This is a genomic window from Bdellovibrio sp. SBM16, assembly GCF_056175625.1.
The window spans coordinates 252,194-274,838 of sequence record NZ_JBJKJG010000006.1 but is presented as its reverse complement, the minus strand read 5'-3'; the positions used below and the strand labels follow the sequence as shown (position 1 = coordinate 274,838).

General features: G+C 44.2%; 17 protein-coding genes. 6 read left to right on the top strand and 11 right to left on the bottom strand.

The genetic code is table 11. The features are described 5' to 3' along the window. Positions 1-2: 2 nt before the first annotated feature. Genes ftsW through mraY form a run of 3 tightly spaced genes read right to left on the bottom strand, consistent with a single transcriptional unit; the run spans position 3 to position 3,645 of the window. A complete protein-coding gene (gene ftsW, locus AC04MM_RS08050; RefSeq protein WP_475379831.1) occupies positions 3-1,112 on the bottom strand; it encodes a putative lipid II flippase FtsW in 1,110 nt (369 codons plus the stop codon). A 55-nt stretch (positions 1,113-1,167) separates the two neighbouring features. Further along, entirely contained in the window at positions 1,168-2,559 is a 1,392-nt protein-coding gene (gene murD, locus AC04MM_RS08045; protein WP_475379830.1) for a UDP-N-acetylmuramoyl-L-alanine--D-glutamate ligase, read from the bottom strand. 9 nt (positions 2,560-2,568) lie between these two features. Further along, on the bottom strand, positions 2,569-3,645 hold the full coding sequence (gene mraY / locus AC04MM_RS08040) for a phospho-N-acetylmuramoyl-pentapeptide-transferase (RefSeq protein WP_475379829.1): 1,077 nt from the start codon (positions 3,643-3,645) through the stop codon (positions 2,569-2,571). A 182-nt stretch (positions 3,646-3,827) separates the two neighbouring features. On the opposite strand from mraY, the gene queF reads away from it, so the two are divergent. Beyond that, entirely contained in the window at positions 3,828-4,343 is a 516-nt protein-coding gene (gene queF / locus AC04MM_RS08035; RefSeq protein ID WP_475379828.1) for a preQ(1) synthase, read from the top strand. Here the strand turns inward: queF and AC04MM_RS08030 are convergent. The 3 genes from AC04MM_RS08030 to AC04MM_RS08020 all read right to left on the bottom strand — a co-directional run bounded on the left by AC04MM_RS08030 (position 4,340) and on the right by AC04MM_RS08020 (position 8,652). After that, entirely contained in the window at positions 4,340-5,650 is a 1,311-nt protein-coding gene (locus AC04MM_RS08030) for a metallophosphoesterase family protein (RefSeq protein ID WP_475379827.1), read from the bottom strand. The two genes, queF and AC04MM_RS08030, sit on opposite strands and share 4 nt — an antisense overlap. 92 nt (positions 5,651-5,742) lie before the next feature. Beyond that, positions 5,743-7,161, bottom strand: coding sequence for a UDP-N-acetylmuramoyl-tripeptide--D-alanyl-D-alanine ligase (locus tag AC04MM_RS08025; protein WP_475379826.1), 1,419 nt, complete (start codon positions 7,159-7,161; stop codon positions 5,743-5,745). 3 nt (positions 7,162-7,164) lie between these two features. Further along, on the bottom strand, positions 7,165-8,652 hold the full coding sequence (locus tag AC04MM_RS08020) for a UDP-N-acetylmuramoyl-L-alanyl-D-glutamate--2,6-diaminopimelate ligase (RefSeq protein WP_475379825.1): 1,488 nt from the start codon (positions 8,650-8,652) through the stop codon (positions 7,165-7,167). A gap of 25 nt (positions 8,653-8,677) precedes the next feature. Between AC04MM_RS08020 and AC04MM_RS08015 the strand changes: the two genes are divergently transcribed. The 4 genes from AC04MM_RS08015 to AC04MM_RS08000 are packed head-to-tail and all read left to right on the top strand — an operon-like array spanning position 8,678 to position 11,856. Then, on the top strand, positions 8,678-9,355 hold the full coding sequence (locus AC04MM_RS08015; RefSeq protein WP_475379824.1) for an alpha/beta hydrolase: 678 nt from the start codon (positions 8,678-8,680) through the stop codon (positions 9,353-9,355). Beyond that, positions 9,352-10,290: an ABC transporter ATP-binding protein gene (locus AC04MM_RS08010; RefSeq protein ID WP_475379823.1), complete on the top strand. Its 939-nt coding sequence runs from the start codon at positions 9,352-9,354 to the stop codon at positions 10,288-10,290. The genes AC04MM_RS08015 and AC04MM_RS08010 overlap by 4 nt, the downstream gene beginning before the upstream one ends. A gap of 58 nt (positions 10,291-10,348) precedes the next feature. Then, the gene (locus tag AC04MM_RS08005; RefSeq protein ID WP_475379822.1) at positions 10,349-11,062 is read left to right on the top strand and encodes an ABC transporter permease; all 714 of its coding nucleotides are present in this window, start codon (positions 10,349-10,351) and stop codon (positions 11,060-11,062) included. Further along, on the top strand, positions 11,062-11,856 hold the full coding sequence (locus AC04MM_RS08000; protein WP_475379821.1) for an ABC transporter permease: 795 nt from the start codon (positions 11,062-11,064) through the stop codon (positions 11,854-11,856). Before AC04MM_RS08005 ends, AC04MM_RS08000 begins: the two co-directional genes overlap by 1 nt. A 7-nt stretch (positions 11,857-11,863) precedes the next feature. Here the strand turns inward: AC04MM_RS08000 and AC04MM_RS07995 are convergent, their stop codons facing one another. The 5 genes from AC04MM_RS07995 to rsmH all read right to left on the bottom strand — a co-directional run bounded on the left by AC04MM_RS07995 (position 11,864) and on the right by rsmH (position 21,582). Next, complete coding sequence (locus AC04MM_RS07995; protein WP_475379820.1) at positions 11,864-17,485, bottom strand: sensor histidine kinase; 5,622 nt, start codon at positions 17,483-17,485, stop codon at positions 11,864-11,866. A gap of 128 nt (positions 17,486-17,613) precedes the next feature. Beyond that, positions 17,614-18,354, bottom strand: coding sequence for an SIMPL domain-containing protein (locus AC04MM_RS07990; RefSeq protein WP_475379819.1), 741 nt, complete (start codon positions 18,352-18,354; stop codon positions 17,614-17,616). 3 nt (positions 18,355-18,357) lie between these two features. Then, entirely contained in the window at positions 18,358-20,316 is a 1,959-nt protein-coding gene (locus AC04MM_RS07985) for a penicillin-binding transpeptidase domain-containing protein (RefSeq protein WP_475379818.1), read from the bottom strand. Beyond that, positions 20,313-20,630, bottom strand: a complete 318-nt coding sequence (locus AC04MM_RS07980) for a histidine kinase (protein WP_475379817.1) — start codon at positions 20,628-20,630, stop codon at positions 20,313-20,315. The genes AC04MM_RS07985 and AC04MM_RS07980 overlap by 4 nt, the downstream gene beginning before the upstream one ends. Before the next feature lie 34 nt (positions 20,631-20,664). Then, the gene (gene rsmH / locus AC04MM_RS07975) at positions 20,665-21,582 is read right to left on the bottom strand and encodes a 16S rRNA (cytosine(1402)-N(4))-methyltransferase RsmH (protein WP_475379816.1); all 918 of its coding nucleotides are present in this window, start codon (positions 21,580-21,582) and stop codon (positions 20,665-20,667) included. 168 nt (positions 21,583-21,750) lie between these two features. On the opposite strand from rsmH, the gene AC04MM_RS07970 reads away from it, so the two are divergent. Then, positions 21,751-22,638, top strand: coding sequence for a hypothetical protein (locus AC04MM_RS07970; protein ID WP_475379815.1), 888 nt, complete (start codon positions 21,751-21,753; stop codon positions 22,636-22,638). Positions 22,639-22,645: the final 7 nt, after the last annotated feature.

Genomic DNA, 22,645 nt, shown 5'->3' with positions numbered 1-22,645 from the left:
CCTTAACGGTAATTTTCAGAAGTCTCGATATTAAGTAAAATGCCGAACATTAAACAGATAATCACTAATGAACTACCGCCGTAACTTAAAAATGGCATCGTTAACCCTTTAGTCGGAAGTAAACCCATCACCACACCCATGTTGATAAAAACCGATAAGGCAAAAGTGATCGTTAAGCCTAACGCTAAAGTTTTTTTAAATAAATCTTCGGTTTTGATGGCAATACGGAAACCGCGGAACACCACAAAGCCAAATAACAACAGCACGGCACAGATACCGATGAAGCCCATTTCTTCACCTAAGATCGCCATGGTAAAATCAGTGTGCGCCTCTGGTAAGAAAAATAATTTTCCCTGGCTCTGGCCCAGGCCCTCGCCGGTTAAACCGCCGGAGTGAATTGAAAGCATCGATTGAATAACCTGAAAACCTTTTTTTGCCGGATCTGACCACGGATCCAAAAACGCTAAGACACGCGCTTTACGGTAACCGACATTCCAGACTAAAAAGTAAAACATCGGGATTGCGGCCAAACCAAAACCGATAAAATATTTAAGCGCAAGACCGAAGGTAAAAAGTAACGCTACCCCGACCGCCAGAATAATCGCAAAACTTCCGAAGTCAGGCTGCTTTAATAACGCTAACACCGGAAGCACCAGCATTAAGCCGATCCAACCCCATTTAACCTGGCGAAGCGAGTTCTGGTGTTTGCACACGATGCTTGCGACTAAAAAACTAAAACCGATTTTCAATAACTCTGACGGTTCAAAACGAAAGCCAAACGGTAGCTGCAACCAGCGTAAGGCGCCACCTACACGCACTCCCAGCCCCGGGATAAAAGTGGCAAAAACCAATAGCGCTGCCACAACCCAAACGGCCCAGCCGTACTTGCGGATTTTTTCAAACGGAACTTGCACCGCGAACACTAACGCCAAAATACCTAAAACTGTGAACAGCGCCTGACGTTTAAAAAAATAAAGGCCATCGCCGTAGGATTCGATCGCAAAGATATAGCTTGAGCTATAGACCTGCACCAAACCCACGCCTAACAGCGCAAAAATTGAAAGAAATAAACTAGAAGATAAGAATTTTGTCTGAAGCTTGATGTTGTTCATGTAAGCCTAACTCCGCCGCAAGATTTAGAATCCAGACGGAGTTAAAGCTAACAACCTATCTGAATTTTTTGACGATCTCTTTAAAATATTCGCCTCTCTCTTCGTAACTGTCAAACATATCAAAGCTTGAGCAGGCCGGAGACAGAAGCACGATATCGCCGATACGAGATTTTTGATAGGCGATCAAAACCGCCTCTTCAAACGTCCCGATCAGGTAAGTTTCGGTAAAATCACCTAAATCGCGGTTGATGCGCTCTTTAGCCTCACCCACCAGAATTAACGACTTCACCTTACGTTTAATCATATTACGTAAAGGCTCGTAGTTAAGGTTAGTATCTTTACCACCAGCAATCAAAATCACGTTTTCATCAAAACAGTCCAGAGAGCGTAAAACCGCATGCACGTTAGTGGCCTTAGAGTCGTTATAAAACAGGACCCCGCCCACTTTACGCACGTACTCTAAACGGTGCTTTAAGCCGCCAAAACCATCGATGGTTTTCTGGATACCTTCATGGGTTGCGCCGTATTCGCGCGCTAAAAGTAAGGCAGCCATCACGTTTTCAATCGAGTGTTTACCTTTCATCTTGATGTTTTTCACATTGAAAGTCTCGATATCTGGACCCGTGCGCACCTTGATCTCGTCGCCGATGTTCACCGCGCCGCCAATATTCATGATTTGCGGCTCTAAGGCCGGCTTTCTTGAGAAGTAGAAAATACGACCGCGCTGTACCGCCGGATCACGGGCTAATTCAACTACCGCATTATCGTCGGCATTTAAGATTGAGGTGGTCGCCTGGTTAGTGTTTTTAAACACTTTACGTTTGGCGTTGACGTACTCTTCCATCGATCGGTAACGGTCCAAGTGATTTTCAGCTAAGTTTGAAAACACCACGTTCGCCGGATTAAAGTTCACGCAGTGTTCAAGCATAAAACCTGAAACTTCGGCGATCACCAGCTTGGCTTTTTTCTCTTCAAGCAAGTAATTGGTGATTGGGTTTTCGTTTGACCCGCCCACCCAGACATCTACACCAGAATCTTTAAGCATTGATTCAGCTAAACGTGCAATTGTTGTCTTACCATTGGTACCGGTTACCGCGGCGACCGGCTCTTTGATAAAACCCGCAGCAAATTCAAATTCACCAGTGATTTTCACACCCTGTTGGCGGGCGTATTCAAAAATCTTTAAGTGCGACGCCACACCCGGAGACAGAATAACCAGATCCTGCGACAGGAAGGTTTTTGGCGAATGTGAACCCAATTCAAACTTGATGTTGGTGTATCCTTCAAGCTGGTCTAATTGCGCCGATAACTCAGGCTTTGATTTATGATCGGTAATGGTCACGTTAGCTTCATATTTTGTTAAAAATTTAGCTAAAGACACACCCGTCTTACCAAGGCCTACGACAAGAATCTTTTTATCTTTTAGTTCTGATAACTCTGTCCACATAACTTAATCCTATCTTAACTTTAACGTTGCTAAACTTAGCATCGCTAATAAAATTGAAATAATCCAAAAACGAACGATGATCTTGGTTTCAGTTAAACCACCCAGTTCGAAGTGATGGTGTAACGGCGCCATTTTGAAAACGCGCTTACCAGTCAGCTTAAACGACGCAACCTGCGTGATCACTGATAGCGCCTCCACAACGAACACACCGCCTAATACGATCATTAATAATTCATTCTTCGTGATAACAGCCATGGTTCCTAAAAAACCACCTAAGCTTAAACTTCCCACATCGCCCATAAATACCTGCGCCGGGTAAGTGTTAAACCATAAAAACCCCAGACTTCCCGCAATCATTGCGGCGGCCAGCGGTGTGAGCTCACCGGCACCTGAAATGTGTGGAATCTGTAAGTAGTTGGCAATTGAAGCATGACCTGAAACGTAGGCAAAGACCGCTAACGTCGAAGCCGAAATAATGACCGGCACGATCGCCAAACCGTCTAACCCGTCGGTTAAATTAACTGCATTTGCGGTTCCGGTGATCACCAAAGCACCGAACACGATGTAGAAGTAACCTAAATCCCACGAGATATTCTTAGCAAACGGTAATGTTAACGCGGTATTAAAGTTGTAGTACTTAATTAAAATAAACAACGCGATACCGGAGATTAAAAATTCACCGGCTAAGCGCAGTTTACCTGACAAACCTTTGGTATTTTTCTTTGAGACCTTTAAGTAATCATCAGCGTAGCCAATTAGGCCAAAGCCCCAGGTAATAATGACAGTGGCGACCACCAATGGATTTAACACATCGATCCACAGCACTAACGAGATCAACGTACTTAAGAGAATCAACCATCCACCCATCGTCGGCGTACCGGCTTTTTTCTTGTGGGTTTGCGGGCCATCATCGCGGATCGACTGACCGAAATGTTTCTTCTTTAAACTTTCGATAAAGTAAGGACCCCAGATCAAACATAAGAAAAAACCCGTAAAAAACGAGATAAAAGTTCTTACTGTGATGTAACGGAAAACGTTGAAAATCGAGTGTTGCTCTGCAAGTGAGTATAACCATTGATAAAACATTTTTAGATAACTAGCACACTCAGTGAATGAATAGCAAGAAAAAGTTTATAAGTATTTGAAAATACTTGTGTTTTTAAAACCTATCAGAGTGGCGCAGTTTTTCTGCCATTGACGAAAGCATTAGCATTTTTACTCCACTTCAGGTATGAAGCTTTCGTGCTTAAAAGCACGCAAGGGCATATATGAAGAAAAACAAATCCGGCAGATCTGCAGCAGAACTTAAAAATTTTAAACTTGGCGAAAACCACACTGAGTACAATTTCGAATATTCACCGAAACATTTAGAAGCTTTTGATAATAAAAATCCGGAGCACGTGGCCTGGACTACATTTGTCTGCACGGAGTTTACTTCACTTTGTCCTAAAACCGGCCAACCGGATTTTGCCAAAGTTTTTATTAACTACATTGCCGACAAAAAGATGGTCGAGAGCAAGTCGTTAAAACTTTATCTTTTCAGCTTTCGTAACCACGGCGATTTTCATGAAGACTGCATTCAAACAATCTGCAACGACCTGGTTAAATTAATGAAGCCGAAATATATTGAAGTGATCGGCGAATTTACTCCGCGCGGAGGCATTGCGATCTTTCCCTACGCTTCGGCATCTAACAACGACCCGCACTTTAAAGAATTATGTAAGACGCGTATGTTTAACTACGCGCCGGGAAAGTATTCTTGCGATTTAAGCAAAGTGTACTAACGGATAATTTCGGCTGATTTCTGAAAATAAACTTCTTTTTCGTCGCCCTGACAGGAAACGTGGAACTTAAACTTATCCGAAGTGTTATCAATCGTGATAATCGTAAAGTTATGTTTACTCGTGCCGCATTTTTTTACACGACGTGGGTTCTTCTTACGGTTGTGCATCTGTAAAAAGGTAAAGCTGTGCATTGAGCTCGAAGTGATCTCGTAAGTCTGATAGCCCAAGACCTCACGTTCGATCTGCATCAACTCTGAAAAGTGCACATCACCAGAGACAAAACACACCGGCGCTTTCACACGTGCAAGCTCTGCACAAAATTGCTTAAATTGCGCATTGTGGGTGTATTCGTAGCCTTCTTTTTTTAAATAGCCGCCAAAAAACTGACTGCCATTCATTAACCATGACGGCTGGTCATGTTCGTTTAACGATGCAAATAACTCTGCTTCCTGCTCGGCACCGTGATAAACCCTTGCCGAACGGAAATAGCGCCCATCCATCAAATAAAATTTTTGTCCAAAGGCTGTAAAGACCTGCGAAATTCCCGCTCCTCGGCGATAGCCATTTTCTTCCGGGTGCAACCACCACGTCGAAAAAAGGTTAAGCATAAAATCTTTTTCGGCAAATGAACTATCTGCATTGTTCTTACCAAAATCGTGATCATCCCATACCGCTAAGATCGGTGTGAGTGATTGGTGACGAAACATACCGATGCGTGAACGGGTTTCTACGTAGCGGGTCCAAAAACCCAATCGCGTGCCGTCACTGCCCTGGTCGGCATAACAAGTATCACCGACCAAAAACACCACATCGGGGTTGTGCGAATGCAGCTTAGCCCACATGATCGTACTGGCTCTTCTAAAAAAATCAGACATGCAGCTGGCAACCGCAATTTTTGGATTTTTCTTATTGGTATCCAGCGCTTTAAATAATCGTTCATCGACAATTTGTTTTTTCGCATCTAACACGCGAAAACGATACTGTTCACCGAGCTTAAGGCCGCTGATTTTAATTTTATCTAACTGCAGTTCTGAACCTTTCATGCGGTTAACCTGCAACAGCTGCACCGGAAGTTTCTGATTTTTACTATCCACCGCTTCATAAGAAAGCGCGGCACTGACCGGATGTAACACCGTCAGATAAGTTAAATCCTGCAGGGTTAGACCCTGGTGAATCGGATAAGCCCCGAACTTACCGGTAGCGAGAATATTTAAATCAAATTGTGCTGAACCAATCGATGGGATTGTAAGTAAACCTGCAGACAGAACGCCTGTTTGTTTTAAAAAATCTCTTCTTGATTGCGACATGGGCCGATCCTTATAGTGTTTGCACTAGTGATCGGCTAAGTCTGTTGTGTTTCTAAACTAATGTTTAATAAATGCGACCAAGGTCTTGGTAACTACTTCTTCTCCCAGTTCAGCGGCTCACACAGCTCGACAAAACGTTCAGTTTTGGCCCCGCGCGAACCTTTAACGGTGATCAGGTCACCGGCGGCGATATGGGTAAGAAAGTGCTGCCCCATGCTTTCACTCAAATCGGTATCGACTATATAATGTTTGTAATCGGTGTGTTTTAAGCCGTCTTCGAAATCTTTGCAGTTCTCGCCGATGAAATAAATAAAATCATAGCCACTCATCGAAGCCGCCACTGCTAATTCACGGTGCATCTCCTGGGCCTGCGCACCTAATTCTTTCATCTGCCCGAAGACGCCGATTTTTCTACCGTTGGTTTTTAACAGCGGAATATTTTCTAACAGCGCCTTCATGCTGTCAGGGTTGGCGTTGTAACCATCAAATAAAATCTGCACGCCGATCGTAGTTTCAACAAACTGGTTTCTGCCCCAGGTTGATTTACACGCTGGTAAGGCGGCCCAGATTTTTTCTGCCGGCATACCGACTGCGTAAGCCAAATTGGCTGCCGCTAACAAATTGGTTAAATTATGTTTTCCGAACACCGGCACATCAGCTGAACCCCAGTGGCCAGCGATGTTGCCAGAAATTTTCAAACCGGCGGCTGAGAGTTCTTCAATTTTAAAAAACACATCCGCATCTTTATTACGTTCAGAAAAGCTTAACATACGGCTTGCCGGGTATTTCTTGGCGATCGGATACATCATATCGTAAGTCAGATCCTGATCCTGGTTAAAAACACGGATCGTGTCTTCACGTGAGTCCATATAGATCTCGGCTTTGGCTTCAGCGATTTTCTTTTGCGTACCGAAGTACTCGATATGCGCACGGCCGACCATGGTACACACCACCACATCCGGATCGGCGATTTTTACAAGCTCAGTGATTTCACCGGCGTGATTCATACCCATTTCGACCACGGCAAAATCCGCATTCGGCGGAATCTGCAGCAGCGTTAACGGCACACCCCAGTGGTTATTAAAACTGCCCTGGTTAAAATGGGTTTTTTTAAATTGCGACAAAATCGCTGCAGTAAATTCTTTGGTCGTGGTTTTACCGTTAGAGCCGGTGATGCTGATAATTTTTGTGGTCAGAGTATTACGGTAACCGTGTGAAAAATCCTGTAAGCCTTTTAAGGTATCAGCTACCTCAATAATACTAACTTTGTTTTTTAAATCGTGAAATTTGGCATCTAAACGATGCACCAGCAACAGCCCGGCACCTTTTTCTACAGCCTTATCCAAATAATCATGGGCATCAAAATTATCACCTTTTAACGCTACAAACACCTGACCGGTTAAATCTTTGCGCGTATCGGTGCCTACTTCGTGGAATGTGGTTTGGTGGGTAGAAATGATTTTTCCGTTTGACCATTTTGCGATCTGTTCGAGTGTCCATTGTGGTTTCATGTCTTAACCTAAATATTTCTCAGCCACTTCGTAGTCGCTGAAATGAGTTTTTGCTGTGCCGATGATCTGGTAATCTTCGTGGCCTTTGCCGGCTATTAAAATCACATCGCCAGGTTTGGCCACATTGATCGCCTGCTGAATGGCTCTTTCACGGTCGACTTCTTTGGTGTAATTTTTAAAATTTTGCGGAAAACCTTTTTCAGCATCGTCTAAGATCATAAAAGGATCTTCAGTGCGCGGATTATCGGATGTTAAAAACACATAATCACTTAAACGGGCAGCGATTTCTGCCATCTTCGGGCGTTTGGTTTTATCACGATCACCGCCGCAGCCAAACACCGTGATAATCTGGCTTGTCAGTTTGGCGTCGTTTTTAACTTTTAATAATGACTTTAAAGAATTTTCCAAAGCGTCGGGTGTATGCGCATAATCGACAAAAACAGTTTTATCAGATGAATGTACCACTTTTTGTAATCGCCCCGGAATACCACTGAAGTCGGCTAAAGCTTTAATCCCCTGCTCTAACGTCACGCCACAGGTTAAACACGCAGCCAGACTTGCGACCACGTTATAGATGGTGTGCACACCGGTCAGCGGAACTTTGACCGTAATATTTTCGAGCGGCGTTTTTAGTTCAAATTCGGTCTCGGCAAAATTCATTTTTAATATTTTAAACTGAAAATCAGATTCGTTTTGCCCGTAGGTCCAACCTAATACCGGCTCGGCTAATTTTAATTTTCTGCCGTACTCATCATCCGTGTTGATAATGGCAAACAGCGGGCGCTTTAATGACGACCACATCAAATCGGTAAACAGACGTTGTTTGGATTCGAAATAGGTCTTCATGTCTTTGTGATAATCCAGGTGATCATGCGTAAGATTAGTAAAAATCACCGTATTAAAATGCACACTGTCGGCACGGCGCTGATCAAGGGCATGCGACGTCACTTCCAGGGCCGCCGCAATGGCTCCTTCGCTGACAAAATCATGCAGACGGCTTTGCAGTGTAACCGGATCGGGCGTAGTGCCCTGATTCTCCCAGGTTTTGTGACCGACCCGGTGATTAACCGTACCGATGACGCCTGTTGATTTATTGCGGCTATTTAAAATGTGTTCAAGCAAGTAGGTAATCGAAGTTTTACCATTGGTGCCGGTTACGCCGAAGCAGAAAAGCTTTTGCGAGGGGTAGTCGTAAAATCTGGCTGCCAGCAAATCCAGCATCTGACGCGAATCAGGCACTACGGTAACTTGCCCCTGATAATCTTCAGGCACTGCGGATTTATCTTCGACCACCAGAGCTATTGCTCCAGCTTTGATGGCATCGCCAATATATTTGTGGCCATCGGCCTGTGTGCCTTTGATCGCGACAAAAACAGAGGATTGTTGAACCTGACGGGCATCAAAAAAAATACCGCTCACTTCGCTTTCCAGCGCCGGCGATTGGCTTTGCGTTCCAAGATCAGAAAATGATAATAACTGCTGCAGTTTCATTGCAAAAAGCATAGGATACTTTCTTATGAACTTCAAACGTATACAGTATTTTGACCATCTTGCAGACGCAAATAACACATCCTGCGATGCTGCGGACCGTCCGTGGGTTATTCTGTTTCACGGCTTCGGTGCCGATGCACATGATCTCGAAGGATTACGCGATTATATTTCGTTGAATCAAGAAGTGAACTGGCGTTTTCCGAACGGCGTATTTGAAGTTCCGATCGGTCCGGGCTGGACCGGGCGTGCGTGGTGGCCTTTAACTTTAAGCTCGCTTCCGAATGACTGGAGCGATTACACACCAGATTCAATGGAAGCTCTTGTTCCTGCAATTATCAAAATGATTGAAGATCTTAAAGTTCCGTGGAGCAAAGTTATGTTAGGCGGCTTTTCTCAGGGAGCAATGCTCGCTACCGAGATTTACCTGCAGGCACCGGAAAAACCGCTGGGCTTGATCAGCATGTCAGGAAGCTTAATCCGTCAAAGCGAATGGACAAAAAAACTTGAAGCCAGAAAAGGGGCCAAGGTTTTCTTATGCCACGGTGAAAACGACCAGGTACTGCCGATTAAAGGCAGCCAAAAATTATTAAACCTATGTAAACAAAAAGAATTAGACGTTCAGTGGGTAACGTTTCCTGGTGGCCATGAAATTCCGCCGAAGGCATTAACCGGAATCACACAATACATTAACGGGTTACTATGAGTTACGCGATTAAAACGCAGAATTTAGGCCGTGAATACAAAACCTACCAGAAAAAAGAAGGTGTTCTTAATTCGATCAAAGGCCTTTGGAGCCGCGAGTACACCGCAAAAGCCGCTTTAAAAAATGTATCCCTTGAAATTGAAGGTGGACAGATCGTAGGTTTAGTTGGCGCAAATGGTGCCGGTAAAACCACCTTACTTAAAATTTTATCAGGTTTAATTTACCCGACTCAAGGTGAAGTTAGCGTCTTAGGCTTTGAGCCCTGGAAACGCGAAACCGATTTTTTACGCCAGATGAGTTTACTGTTGGGACAAAAAAACCAATTGTGGTGGGATATTTCTGCCCGTGACAGTTACTCACTGCTGGCCAAGATCTATGATTTAGATGTCATCGCCGCGAAAAAACGCGTTGAAGATCTGGCTGAGATGTTAAACTGCCACCATGTACTTGATACGCAGCTGCGCCGCCTAAGCCTGGGTGAGCGTATGAAAATGGAAATCATCGGCTCACTGTTGCACTCTCCCCGCGTGTTATTCTTAGATGAACCGACCATCGGGTTAGATATCGTTGCCCAGACAGCGATTCGTGATTTTTTGCAAACCTATGTGTTAGAATTTAAACCGGTTGTGATCTTAACATCGCACTACATGGATGATATCGCCCAACTGGCAGACCGTTTACTTTTAATTTCTAAGGGTGAGATGGTCTACGATGGTACGGTTGATCGTTTTTTACAGACTACCGAGACCAGCAAAAAACTAATTTACCGCTACAAAAACGACCCGCAGGAGCGTGAACTGATCTATCAGGATTCAGAACTTTCGCAGAAACTGAACGAAGTGGTTAAATCCGGCGAAGTCGTTAATTTAAAAATCGAAGAGGTTGATTTTGAAGAAGTCATTCACAGCTTTTTGGCGAAGGAATCTCGCGTTTAGCGAGCTTGCCGTTGTCACAAATTTAGAATACCGCTTCAATTTCTTTATTGATGCGTTCGTGCAACCGTTAATTACGGTGGGTATCGAACTATTAATGTGGTTTGCAATTTTTGAAACCGCCAATGCCGCACAGATCGGCGGCTTCGGCCGCGAGAATTACCTGGCGTACGGCGTGTGGGCCCCGTTTTTGGGCCGTATTGCCGTCAGCTGGATGTATGAATCCATGATGGTCGAAGAAGTGGCCAGCGGCTCGATCAACGTGATCCTGACCCGGCCGATCAGCTTTTACGAGTATTATCTGTCGCAGCTCATGGGCTATAAAATAGCCACCACTTTTATCTCTATGGTTGCGCCGCTGGCAGTTTCGTTATTTTTTGATTTGCCGGTCAATTACTCGCGCTTACCACTGGCCATTGCCTTGGTATTTTATTATCTGTTTTTAGTCCACACCCTGAGCTTTGTGATTTCGACCTTTGCTTTTTTTATGACCCGTGTGCGTTCGTTAACACTGGTTAAAAATCTGACCCTGTGGTTATTGGCCGGCGAACTGGTGCCGATTGATTTAATGCCACCGGCGATTGCTAAAATCCTGTTGCTGTCGCCGTTTCCGGCCGGTGTTTATACTCCGGTGGCCTATATCACTGGCCGCGCGGGATCAGATTTAGTTTTACAGAGTTTTATTTCTGTCACTATATCGACGCTGCTTGCGATAGGAATCGGGGCTTGGTTTTGGCGTAAAGGCCTACAATCTTACACGGGGACCGGTGCCTAGTGAAAAATCTATTAAAGTACTTAAGCCTGTACGGTGCATTTTTTAAGGCCAGCTTTGTCGCTGATTTAGAATATCGTTTTAACTTTATCTTACTGGTGCTTTCAGAATGTATCTGGTACGGCACCCAACTCCTGTTATACGAAGTTATTTACCGCCACACCAATATCATCGGTGATTGGACGTTGGAGCAAATGCGCGTGTTTGTTTTCTTGGCGCTGTTTGTGGATTCGATATACATGATCTTATGGGACCCGAACTTTTCTAAGTTCAATGACGAAGTCAGAAAAGGAAATCTGGATCTGTTGTTAACCAAACCGGTGAATTCGATGTTTATGATCAGTTCACAAAAAGTGTCAGTCTCACATATTCCGTGCTTAATCTTTACCGGAGCAGGACTTATCTGGGCCCTGCAGGCGATTCCGGATTTCAGCTGGTATCGCTTATTTTGGTTATTTCTGCTAATCCCGTCAGGACTGAGCGTGATCTTTGTCGGCCGTTTAGCGCTGAATTCGACAGCGATCATTTTTTCGCGGGCCGATTTTTTACAGTATGTTTGGTACAGTATCTTTCGTTTAGGTTTACGTCCGGATGCGATCTACAAAGGCTTTTTACGCTATGTGCTTTTGTTTGTTCTGCCCTTTGCCATGGTGGCGTCAATTCCGACCCGTTTTTTACTTGAGCCCATTCAAATTGGTTTTATTGCCTGGGCCGTAGCCATGCCGGTACTGCTGTTGACGTTTATGAACTGGTACTGGAAATTCTGTATGCGCTTTTATTCCAGCGCCAGTTCTTAACCTACAATTAAAATCTTGTGTCTAAGGGGAGCGTCACTGTAAAGGTTGCTCCCTGATTGATTTCACTTTCAATTTGAATCTGGCCATGATGAGCATCCACAATCTGGCGAACAATATATAAACCTAAGCCCAATCCACCGTAATGTTTGACCGAAACCAGTCTGACGAAACGGGCAAACAATTTTTTCTGCTCTGCTTTACTTATTCCGATACCATGATCCTTAACTGAAAAGATAACTTTATCATCTTTGGTGGTCAGCGAAACTTCAATAGGGTTTCCGCGTCCATATTTAATGGCATTTGAAATGAGGTTTACAATCACCTGCTCTAAGCGTTTACCATCCCAGTACCCCGGCACTGACTCCGGAATATTCACCTGCACTGAGGTTTTATATTTAGCAAACTCGGGTTGAAAGTGCTGAATCACATTTCTAACCAGTTGCGAAAAATCACAGCCTTCAATTTCTAAGACAATTTTGCCCGCACGCATTCTTGAAACATCGAGCATTTCATTCACTAAACTTTCTAAGCGTTCAATCTGCCGGTCAGCACCGCCGACGATCTGGACCAGCTTTTCCATTTTACTTGGATCTTTGGCCGCGTCTTGCATTTGCCGTTTCACCATTTCGATTTGCAGCTTCATTGGCGTCAGTGGTGTGCGCAGCTCATGCGAGGCGATTGAAATAAAATCATCGCGCAATTGCACAGAAGTTTGCGTTTCACGGTAAAGCAATGAGTTATCAATGGCAAACGAAGCTAACTTTGCAAGCTCGAGCACCAAAGATAAATCTTCTTCAGTGTAGCGAAGGCTCTTTTTTTCTGATCCGATCGTCATCGAGCCTAACAGGCGGCGCGGAGATTGAAGCGGAACTATGATGGCTGTTTTCGCTCCGAGTTCGCGAACAATATTTGCATGCTGTTCATCTACCGTGTACTTGCGCAAAAGATCTGGTGTCAGCGATGAGATCAACATCGGCTTTCTGGTCCGCAAGACCTCAACTGCAGGATGCTGAGACTCCCATGAAAACGGATACTGACTTGCCAGCTGATCGACTAACTCTCTTTTTTCTGGATCTGCATGCATACTGCCCTGACGGTGAATTTCATCACCATCCAGCATACAAAACTCGCACCAATCCCCTAACTGCGAATTAACCAATTGGCCCAGTTTTTCCAGAACCTGTTCATACTCCAACGATTCAGACAAGGCTTGTCCGGCTTTAGCCAAAAAGGCTTGTCTTTGCTTTTCTTGTTCAGCTGATTTTCGAGCTTCTAACTCATTGATCAACAGCTGGCCGTTTTCAATCGAGATCGCCGCTTGCGAAGCTAACAGTTCAAGCACTGATAAACGATCCGGGGTAAAAACCCCTGAAATAGAAGTGTTTTCTAAATATAAAAAACCCACCGGCTTCATTTGCCGCAAAATCGGCAAACATAAAACTGATTTTGGCTGATATTTTCGTATGTAATCAGTGTTACCAAATGGCTCAGCATTTTTCGTGGCATCGGTTAAAATAACTTTAGTCCCTGTTCTGACCACATATTGCACAATCGCTACCGGAACTAACTCACCGCCCTCGAGCAGAGACTTAGAACAGAGCTGAACATGAATGCCGTTATTATCAGAACGACTGGTTGCCACAATTCGTAATTGTTCGTGGTCAACTAAAATCAAACAGCCCTTTTGAGCTGCTGCGTGCTCCATAACAACAGTCATCAAGGTCTCCGAAAGATCCCCTGGTAAAATCTTTCCTGACACTGTTTGCGATGCTTTAATAACAGAGAAGAAATCTAATTCTGGAATATGTGCCGTAAAAGTATCTGACTCACGAAACACATTACTTTTTTGTCGGACAAAGCGATACTTACTTTCTAGGTCTGATACTTTTGCATTAGCTTCCCAATGCATGTAACTGGCACGGGCCTCTTGCAAGTAGGCCTCAGCGGTAACCGCAAACCCCCTTTGGGCATAAAATTTTGCAGCCAACTCATAGCCAATCGCTTCGATATGGTTGAATCCGCTTTTCTTACCTGCTTGAATGGCCTTTTCATAAAAATGTTCAGCCTCCAGGGTTTTTCCGCTGATGCGGGCTTTTTCGGCTAAAACTAAATTTAACTTATCGGTGAAATTTTCAGGACAGTTTTTTTGCCAAATCTCAAGTTCGTCGATATGTTTCTGTACGCCTTCCATAAGGCCCAGCTGCAACAAAACGAGTGCATGAAAAACTGCATAATCGGCAACCTGCATGAAATTTGAAGACGTCCACAAAAGCGGCTCTGCTTTTTTGGCCGCGTCTAATGCTTTTTCATATTCACCGAAAATAAAATGTGCCTGAAGTTTGCGAATATAAAACCAACACAGCTCAATCGGCCACTGAACAGAAAGTAAATTGGCTTCGTGATGAGCCTCATCAATCTGATTTCCGCCGCGTAACCACTGCATATATAGCTGGTTTGTCATAATGCCGTTAACCTGTGTTGGAAATTTAGCACGTACCGCAAAATCCAGACTGCTTTCAGCTTCTTTTTGAATTTCACTTAACGGCAACCCCTCGGATAACAGCGACGAAATCAATAAATTGCAGGCGTAACAAGCCCATGTTTGGTTGCCGGTTTCGGCTCCGACTTGGTAGCCGCGGCGTATTAAAGGGGTTCCTTCGTTAAACGGTTTCACCCAATGAGTCACCATACTTCCCACAGTTGTGTAGACGGCGGAATTAATGGCCTCCGTTGGATATCGCTGCGCCAATGCAATAGCCACCTGGCCAAAGCGCGCACCTTCTTGGTACTTCTGAAAAAAAGCTCCCAACACCATTGAAAACGTCGAATACGCCAAACTTGAATTTTCGGAATTTCCGTGAGCCAGACAAAGAGAAACACTCAAGCAGACTGATAAGGCCCATAATTTTTCATTTAAGATGTAACTTGCCGGCAGACTGACCAAAACAATTGAAAGCAAAGCTTTGTTTTCTGCATCCTTCATGACAGGCAATTGCAACAACGACTCAATAGAGCGCCCCTGCAATTCGTTTAAAATTTTATTAACTTCTGTAGCTACCTGCTCGATGGTCGGTTTTTCTGGTAACTGAATATTAAATAAAGCCAGATATGACCGGGTTAACTCAAGAGCTTTAGCCATATTGGCTTGATTACTGTAAAGCTGAATACCGATGGCATAAATCGCAGCCATTTCTGTTCGGTTTCGCCCGCGGTTTAATAAGTTATTAAAATAAATTTCAGCACTTTCAAAATTTCGACTTAAATAATCGCTTTGCGCCCGTTCTAGATGCAGAGAAAACATTAAATCGAAATTTCGTTGCCAAGCGTCCTCGCCTAAAAGTGACATTCCGGCCACTAAATAACCGACTGAAGGTTCATACGCAGCCGATTGTCTGGCCCGCTGCGCGGCTTTAAGATTTAATTCAGCTAATTTATCGCGCTCTTGCTGATCCTCGATTAACCCGATTCCCTGATTCATCTGATTGACGATATCAAAAATATGCTCTGACAGCTCAGCATTACTCGCGTGTAATAACCACTGGCGGCCAATACGCAAATGAGTCTGCTGCCTTTGTTCGGGCGTTAATAAATTTACGGCCGCTTGCTGAACCCGGTCATGTAAAAATCGGTACTCTGACGGTGTTTGTAAAATAAGTCCTTCACGAATGGCTCCCCATAAATTTTCACTGACCGTTTCTTCAGGAAGGCCGGAAATCAGAATGAGCATTTCACTGCTGAAGGTATTGCCTACACATGCCGCCAGGGCCAGCGTATCTTGCAAAGCCAATGGCAACTTACGCAATCTTTCAACTAGAAGATCCACAACATTGTCGGCGTAATTTTGCTGGCGAATATTTTCCAGACTCCATTTCCACTCTTGCAGGCCTTGATCAAAATAAATTGATTTATCCTGATGCAGTGAAATCAGCAGCTGCGTAAAGAAGAAAGGATTACCAGCGGTTTTATTGTAAATCTCGCGGGCTAAGATCTCTATTTGTTTTAGAGGCTTATGAAGTGTATCAGCAATCAGTTTAGCCAGATGTTCGTAAGATAGCGAATTTAAGACCAATTCCGAAACTGCTGCATTTTCTTGTTTCAAAGAAGCAATCGCCAAAGCCAGCGGATGCGAAGCGGTGACTTCGTTATCACGATAGGCACCGATTAAAAATAGAAACTTTACTTCGCTGTTGGTTACAACATCGTGAATAAATTTAAGACTGGCTTGGTCAGCCCACTGCAAGTCATCTAAAACCAATACAATCGGATGCTGTTCGCTGGTTAAGGCCATTAAAAACTGCCGGATCACAGTGCGAAATCTGTTTTCTTCTTCAGAAAGAGGCGCTTCTGGTACAGGCGCCTGCGGGCCAATAATTAATTCTACCTCTGGTATTAAGCCAATCAACAGCTGGGCGTTAATCCCTAAAGCTTTCTGAATTTTGTTCTTCCAGTAACTGATCTGTTCTTCTGGTTCGGCCAATAGCTCTAAGACAAAGCTGCGAAAAGCCTGCGATAAGGTGGCATAAGGAATCCCTTTTTTTAACTGGTCGAATTTACCGCTTAGAAAAAATCCGCGCCGTTTAACTAAGGGTTTATGTAGCTCACGAATCAGCGAAGTCTTACCCACCCCAGAATACCCGGAAATTAAAACCAACTCTGGATTTCCGTTTTCAGTGAAACGATCAAACGCAGTCAAAAGTTGGGCGACTTCTTTTTCACGACCGTACAGCCGGTGCGGAATCTGAAAACGATTAGAGATATCTGCCTGCCCCAGGGTGAATGTCGGTATTGTTCCATTTAAAGCGATCGTGTCTAAACAGCGTTGCAAATCGCGCTGCAAACCCAAGGCACTTTGGTAACGCTCATCAGGATCTTTCCTTAAGAGTTTATCAATAATTTCAGAGACCATAACCGGTGTTTGCGGGCGGATATTAAAAAGTGAAGGCGGAGCTGTCGTTAAGTGATTGTAGATCCACCCCAGCGGATCTTCAGCCTGAAACGGCAGTCTTCCCAGCCACAACTGGTAAAAAATAATTCCTAAAGAATACAAATCACTGCGAACATCTATGGCATGATTTGTTTTTCCGGTCTGTTCGGGAGACATATAAGGCAAAGAAGCTTCCATCAACGATGGATTAGGCATGACCTGCTGCTCGCGCGGCAAATAGGCTGCCAGTTCGAAATCCATCAGTTTAATGTCACCGGTCTGCGGATGAATTAAAATATTCTGGGGTTTTAAATCACAATGAATAATTCCCTGAGAATGTAAATGCGCCACTGCCTCCGTTACTTTTACAGTGAGTTTTAAAAATTCAGGCAAGCCGATAGCTTCAGAAATTTGTGTTTCTAAGGTTTCACTGTGATCATCAGCAAAAACCAAAATAAGACCTTCTTGAGATGACTCGAGCGCTAAAGTTTGAACCGCTGAATGGTTAATCTTGGTTCCGACGTTATAGGCATTTTTAAAACGTTCGATATCGCGACGACGCTGTCTGGCTCTTTTTAAAAGCTTCAGTATAACCGCTTGATGGTTTTTTTTATCTTGGGCACGACACACAAGTAGTCGGTCCGTCTCAGAGATAGTCTGAAGCAATTCGTAGCGATCTTTGAAATTTAAATTACCATCCAACATGCACTTGTTTTTAAGCCAAATTACTGATTTGGCAAAGACAAATACACGTTATGGTTAGAATGTACCACGGAATGGGGCGCTTTGTTTTCGCCTAGCGCCTATTTTTGTTTGCTTTTTAACAAGTTGAGCTAGTTTTGAATTAGATATTCGATATTTACGTCAGCGCGAATCTTGATTTTACCGGGGCTCAGCTCTGTGCCGCCAGATTCCATATCTGCAGACATCATCATTTTGCTTTGGGCACGGGCAGCTCCCGCCATCGGTGCTGATTCGTAGTTGGCAAAAACCTGTTGGTTGGTGATGCTGTAAACACCCTTGATTCTTACACCGGCCGCTTTGGCTAAATCATCAGCTCGGCCGCGCGCTTGTTTCACCGCCTGGTTTATACACGCCTCTTCAGCCTCGCCTTTTTTATCTGAATCCCAACCGATATTGCCGATAGTCACACCTGATTTTTCTTTATCATTTTTATTACCACTTGCGGCTTGATCGATGAACTGACCGGCTTGATCAAGGTTTTTAAATGTCACGGTCAGCGAATGCATGGCGCTGTAACCCTGAATACGGCTGATACCGGTTTTGTGCTCGTAAGCGTATTCAGGCGTCACGCTATAGTATTCGGTTTGCACATCTTCTTTTTTAACTTTGAATTTATCTGTTAACTCTTTAACACGTTTAACATGTTTGTTCGCCAACTCCTGTGCCTGTGCCGCCGTCGCAGCTTTAGCCCAGATTTGTAAATTGATATTCATGATATTAGGATCGATATTCTTTTCAGCGAAACTTCCGACTTTAATTAATGCGGGAGGTACTTCGGCCATCGCAAACGAACAGGAAAAAACCATCAGAATTACAGTAAAAAATTTCATGTGCTACTCCTTAAGCATGATCGTCATTGTGCGGTCTTCACCCAAAGCTTCACCGGCTGCCGGAGACGTTTGTTCGACTTTTCCACGGCCAATCATTTTGATTTTGATATTCTGATTAGCTGTCTGTTGTAAAACTTCACGCATAGATAAGTCTTTAAAGTCAGGAACCGTAGTTAACAACGCTGTAGCTTTATTTAAATCCGCATAAGCAAATTCTTCTACTTCTTTTTCAGTTTTTTCGCTTTGTGCTAGCGGCACATTGGAGACATTTTTCTCGGCCAGCACATCAGGTGCCACACCTTCGCGGCGAACAGCATAAGAAGCGATGCGCGAAAACAGCGGGCCCGCAACCTGCGATCCGTAGTAGCCTTTTTTCGGATAGTCTAAAGCTACATAGATCACATACTGCGGATCGGTAGCGGGGATAAATCCGGTAAAACTGCCAATATAACCACCGGGAATATAGCCACGCCCTTCGGTACGAACTTTTTGGGCGGTGCCGGTTTTGCCACCGACAATATAACCATCAACTCTTGCGGAAACCCCCGAACCCTTACCTGAAGTCACACCGGCTAACATCAGGCGCATTTGCTGTGCGGTCTCTTCCGAAATTACACGGCGAATTTGTTTGGTTGCGGCAGTTACGGTCTGGTTGGTTTCTAAATCGGTGATAGATTCAACTATGTACGGAGCGTTTAATACCCCCCCGTTGGCGATGGCGGCATAGGCGTTGGCCATCTGCAATGGTGAAGCGGTCATACCCTGACCAAAAGAAACGTTTGCCAGTAAGTGATCTCGCCAAGGAAGCCCAAGAATAATTCCTTTAGCTTCGCCCGGAAGATCAGTTCCGGCTTTTTGCCCGAAACCAAATTTCATGAGGCCTTCTCGCAATTTGGCATCACCTAACTTCAAGGCGATTTTACTGGTTCCGATATTTGATGAATAAGCTAAAACTTCGCTCACCGATATCATACCCTGTGAGTGATTGGCTTCGGCCTCACGGATAACACGTTTACCGATTTTGAAATAACCGTTTTCACACCAGATCTTCGAATTTGGCTGGTATAATTTTTCATCGAGCGCCTGCGCGATGACAAAAGTTTTTAAAGTCGAACCCGGCTCATACGTGTCAGTCACCGAGCGGTTGCGGCGCAGCCCCGGAGCTACCTTAGAAGGGTCATTGGAATTAAACGACGGCAGAGATGCAATCGCGCGGATGGCCGAAGTTTTTGCATCTAAAACTACAGCGTAAGCGGCTTCGGCCTCGTGTTTAAGTAAAGCCTGCTTTAATTCTGTTTCTACAAAGTACTGCAGGTCTGAATCGATCGTTAATTTAATTTCTTTACCCTGGGGTGTTTCGGTAAAAAGCATACCGTCCTGAATCAGCGGGCGCCCGCGTGCATCTTTGCGCAGCGATACTTTTTTACTTTCGCCTTTTAATTCTTTGTCGTAAAAAAGTTCTAAGCCTTCTAAACCCTGCCCCTCTTTACCGGTAAAACCTAAAGTGGTCGAAAGCAGCTGATCGTTCGGATAAACGCGTTTCCACTCTTCGACAAAACCCAAGCCTCTGATTTTTTGGGTTTTGATTTCTTCAACCTGTGAAACTGAGACCAATCTCTCGATCCAGACAAAGCGTTTGTTTTTATCTTTAATCTTGGCGTAGACCGAGTTGTAATTTTCTTTTAAAATTTTTGCCAAAAATTTTGCCGTGCCCTTGCGATCTTCGATAATTTTCGGATCAGCATAGATCGAATACGTCGGAGACGACATCGCCAGTTCTTTACCATGACGATCAACAATATTACCCCGGCGGGCCGGAAGTGACACGACTGTTTGGAATTGTTTTGCCTGAAGGGAATTTAATTTTTCATGAGGAACAAACTGCAGATAGGCTGCGCGAAAAACCAATGCTGACCAAAGTGTGCAGACAAAAATAAACAATGTGATTATTTTGGATTTCAAGGGCGCCCCTCTTTATTCAAATAGCTTAAGGATACTGATGGATTTAGATGGATAATCTGCGCCTGGGTTGCGCGCTTTAAGGTAAGCCTTTTGGTCGCGACTGATTCAACCAGTTCAGGGCGGGTTAATTTCGCCAGCTGAATTTCTTTTTGCTTTTTCATTTCCTGATTTTTTTTGAATTCGCGGGTGTTTTTCAGAACGACGTAAGACATGCGACGCTCTTCCATTTTTAAAAACACCACGGTAAACAATGTTGAAATAACAAAAAACACACTTAAAAACGGCTTTAGTTGCCTTACATGCTCTGAGCTCATCCTGACCTCGGTGCAAAATTCCTATTTGCAAAATCTAGTTGTCATTTTGTTCGCGCTGCATTCTGCGTAACGCAAACTTATCCGGCTTTTGCGGTTGCGGGCCTTTTTGAAAGATCCGCATTTTAGCGCTCCGCGCCCTAGGATTAGTTTTGCACTCTTCTTCAGAGGGAACAATCACTTTCTTGGTTACAGAAAAACCTAGATCTGAGTCCTTAAATAAGTTTTTAATTATGCGATCTTCAAGGGAGTGAAACGAGATCACCGCGATTCGCCCGCCATCGTTTAACTGCTGCATCAGATTTTTGATGCCTTCTTCAACGACGTACAACTCCTGATTCACCACTAGCCTTAAGGCCATAAAATACTGCGTGGCCGGATGAAAGCCCTTCTTATGCCAGCCATCAACTCTTTCAATCAATCCGGCTAGTTGCAGGGTTGTCTCGAAAGGTTTTGTTTTTCGGTCCTGGACAATGGCCCTGATCACGCGTGCCGGATTTGGGATTTCGCCGTACTCGCGAAAAAGTTTGAACAGATCATCTTCGCTAAACTCATTAACAATTCTTGCCGCCGTCATGTTCTGATTCTGATTCATCCGCATATCCAGCGGACCATCTTTATTAAAACTAAAACCACGGTCAGCCTGATCAAGTTGCGGCGAACTTACCCCCAGATCGGCCAAGATCATGTCGAATTTTTCGCTGTTGCTTTCAGAAAAATTATGAAAATTAATATGATGAATTTCAACTTCAGGGTAATTTTCTTTGGCGTAGGCAATCGCCTGCAAGTCTTGATCGGTCGCAACCGCTCTGGTGATATTGTATTTATTTTTTAACAAGGTGTAGTGGCCACCGCGGCCAAAAGTTCCGTCGAAATACGAGAGATTATTTTTTCCCGTCATTGAACTGAACGCCTCAATCACTTCTTCAGCTAAAACCGGCACATGGTGATTCAAAACTAACCCCTTGAACTAATAACTACGAGACAAACCCAGACTAAAGTATGAGTGTAAAATTCGCTTATTTGTCGGTCAAGGCAGAATACACTAAACTAAGGCGTGCTTGTAGAATGTCCACGCTGCCATTTTAGACAACCCCAAGATCAATACTGCGCCAACTGCGGTGTGGATATGTTGGCGTACAAACCCAAAGAGGAGCCGGTTTTAACGAAAATCGTTAAAAGCGGAATGTTTCAGTTTTTAATGGTGGTTCTGTTAGGTATCGGCGTGACCTACTTTGTGGTCCGCACCGATCAGCCGCAACAATGGATTCAAAAAATCAATCGGTTCGCTTCTGTAAGCCCCAATCCAAAAGCTGTGACTGAAGCCGGCATCGCCGAAGACCAAGCTGAATTCGAAGCCCCTCCGCCAGAAGCTAATACGTGGGCGGCCCGCAGCGCCAGTCCGACTGAGATGACAGTCGCAACCACGACTGACGGAGCTACGCCAGCAGCCCCGGTTCCAACAACCGACCCAAGCACGGCAAACTCAATGCAGACAACATCTGCCCCGGTCAAATTGCGCGTGCAAATGGGTGAAATCGACATTAACTACCTGAACAATATCACCAGCGAACGTCGTAACGGCTATGTGCTGGGAACAAACGGCAACATTGTCACATTCAGAGCTTTTCCGGATTTTAAGTTCGATAGCACGCACTTTAAAATTTTAAAAACTGACAGCATGGATTTTACTACTGTTAAAAATCAGTCTGTGACTGCGGGAAACAACATCCATTGGATTAGATTTACAGTTAGCGTTTTAAATATAGATGCTGCGGCTTCAAAATTTTTCGACGCAGTATTTATTAAAAACCATCCAAGCGACCCGCAGCAGATTCCCGTAGATTTAACACTGATCGCCGGCGAAAAATATATTATTTATGGCAGTGACCTTCTCGCTTATTTTGACACCGAAGCCAGCCTAACAAATACTGCGCCATTTACTGTTTTTAAATCGGCTGACTACCGTAATCAAAAAACAACTTTTGCCATCATAGTCGAACTGCAGTAAAAATGAA

What these genes read in the sequence shown, in the direction of transcription:
- mraY (WP_475379829.1), bottom strand. Translation starts at nt 3,645, where the DNA reads ATGTTTTATCAATGGTTATACTCACTTGCAGAGCAACACTCGATTTTC.
- ftsW (WP_475379831.1), bottom strand. Translation starts at nt 1,112, where the DNA reads ATGAACAACATCAAGCTTCAGACAAAATTCTTATCTTCTAGTTTATTT.
- queF (WP_475379828.1), top strand. Translation starts at nt 3,828, where the DNA reads ATGAAGAAAAACAAATCCGGCAGATCTGCAGCAGAACTTAAAAATTTT.
- AC04MM_RS08020 (WP_475379825.1), bottom strand. Translation starts at nt 8,652, where the DNA reads ATGAAACTGCAGCAGTTATTATCATTTTCTGATCTTGGAACGCAAAGC.
- AC04MM_RS08025 (WP_475379826.1), bottom strand. Translation starts at nt 7,161, where the DNA reads ATGAAACCACAATGGACACTCGAACAGATCGCAAAATGGTCAAACGGA.
- AC04MM_RS07990 (WP_475379819.1), bottom strand. Translation starts at nt 18,354, where the DNA reads ATGAAATTTTTTACTGTAATTCTGATGGTTTTTTCCTGTTCGTTTGCG.
- AC04MM_RS08015 (WP_475379824.1), top strand. Translation starts at nt 8,678, where the DNA reads ATGAACTTCAAACGTATACAGTATTTTGACCATCTTGCAGACGCAAAT.
- AC04MM_RS07980 (WP_475379817.1), bottom strand. Translation starts at nt 20,630, where the DNA reads ATGAGCTCAGAGCATGTAAGGCAACTAAAGCCGTTTTTAAGTGTGTTT.
- AC04MM_RS07995 (WP_475379820.1), bottom strand. Translation starts at nt 17,485, where the DNA reads ATGTTGGATGGTAATTTAAATTTCAAAGATCGCTACGAATTGCTTCAG.
- AC04MM_RS08010 (WP_475379823.1), top strand. Translation starts at nt 9,352, where the DNA reads ATGAGTTACGCGATTAAAACGCAGAATTTAGGCCGTGAATACAAAACC.
- AC04MM_RS08030 (WP_475379827.1), bottom strand. Translation starts at nt 5,650, where the DNA reads ATGTCGCAATCAAGAAGAGATTTTTTAAAACAAACAGGCGTTCTGTCT.
- murD (WP_475379830.1), bottom strand. Translation starts at nt 2,559, where the DNA reads ATGTGGACAGAGTTATCAGAACTAAAAGATAAAAAGATTCTTGTCGTA.